The sequence below is a fragment of the Thermobifida cellulosilytica TB100 genome (assembly GCF_001517975.1).
Taxonomy (GTDB): Bacteria; Actinomycetota; Actinomycetes; order Streptosporangiales; family Streptosporangiaceae; genus Thermobifida; species Thermobifida cellulosilytica.
Genome location: NZ_KQ950183.1, coordinates 57,558 through 58,721, shown reverse-complemented (window position 1 = coordinate 58,721; position 1,164 = coordinate 57,558). Strand labels below are relative to the sequence as shown.

At 74.9% G+C, this 1,164-nt stretch carries 1 protein-coding gene; it reads right to left on the bottom strand.

All coding sequences use genetic code 11. The features are described 5' to 3' along the window. A partial coding sequence (locus tag AC529_RS12960; protein WP_068757026.1) for a bifunctional 3,4-dihydroxy-2-butanone-4-phosphate synthase/GTP cyclohydrolase II occupies window positions 1-1,138 on the bottom strand: 1,138 nt, incomplete at its 3' end. Window positions 1,139-1,164 lie beyond the last annotated feature (26 nt).

The following is a 1,164-nucleotide window of genomic DNA, read 5'->3' as shown; positions in this document are numbered from 1 at the left end:
GCTCGGCCACCACAACCCCGTGTTCGGCCAGCCCCTCGGCCTTGTCCGGGTTGTTGCTGAGCAGCCGGACCGACCGCACGCCCAGGTCGCGCAGGACCTGCGCGCCGGTGCCGAACTCGCGGGCGTCGGCGGGCAGCCCCAGCCGCAGGTTGGCGTCGACGGTGTCCGCGCCCTCGTCCTGGAGCTGGTAGGCGCGCAGCTTGTGCAGCAGGCCGATCCCCCGCCCCTCGTGGCCGCGCTGGTAGACGACGACGCCGCGGCCCTCCGCGACGATGCGCGCCATGGCCGCGTCCAACTGGTCGCCGCAGTCGCAGCGGTGCGAGCCGAAGGCGTCGCCGGTGAGGCACTCGGAGTGCAGCCGGGCGAGCACCCCCTGCCCGTCGCCGAGGTCGCCGTGGACCAGGGCCACGTGCTCGGAGCCGTCCACCACGGAGCGGTAGCCGACCGCCCGCCACTCGCCGTGGCGGTTGGGGATGCGGGTCTCCACGACGCGCTCGACGAGCACCTCGGTGCGGCGGCGGTACTCCACCAACTGCTCCACCGAGACCAGGCGCAGCCCGTGCTCGTCGGCGAACTCGCGCAGCCGGGGCAGCCGGGCCATGGTGCCGTCGTCGTTGACGACCTCGGCGATCACCCCGGCCGGGCGGCGCCCGGCCAGCCGGGCCAGGTCCACGGCCGCCTCGGTGTGGCCGCGGCGCACCAGCACGCCGCCGGGCCGGTAGCGCAGCGGGAAGACGTGTCCGGGGCGGGTGAAGTCGCCCGGGACGCTGTCGGCGTCGGCGAGCAGCCGGATGGTGCGGGCGCGGTCGGCGGCGGAGATTCCGGTGTGCACGCCGGTGCGGGCGTCCACGGTCACGGTGTAGGCGGTGCGCAGGCTGTCCTCGTTGCGCGGCGTCATCAGCGGCAGGTTGAGCCGGTCCAGGTCCTCGCCGAGCATCGGCACGCAGACCACGCCGGAGGTGTGGCGGATCACGAAGGCCAGCGTCTCGGGGGTGGCCGCGTCGGCGGCGAGGACGAGGTCCCCCTCGTTCTCGCGGTCGGCGTCGTCCACGACGACGACCGGGCGCCCCTCGGCGATGTCCTTGATCGCCTCGTCGATGTCGTCCAGCGGGATGGGGTCGGCAGGGGTGCGGTTCACGGCAACTCCTCGGTGGGGTGGGCGGG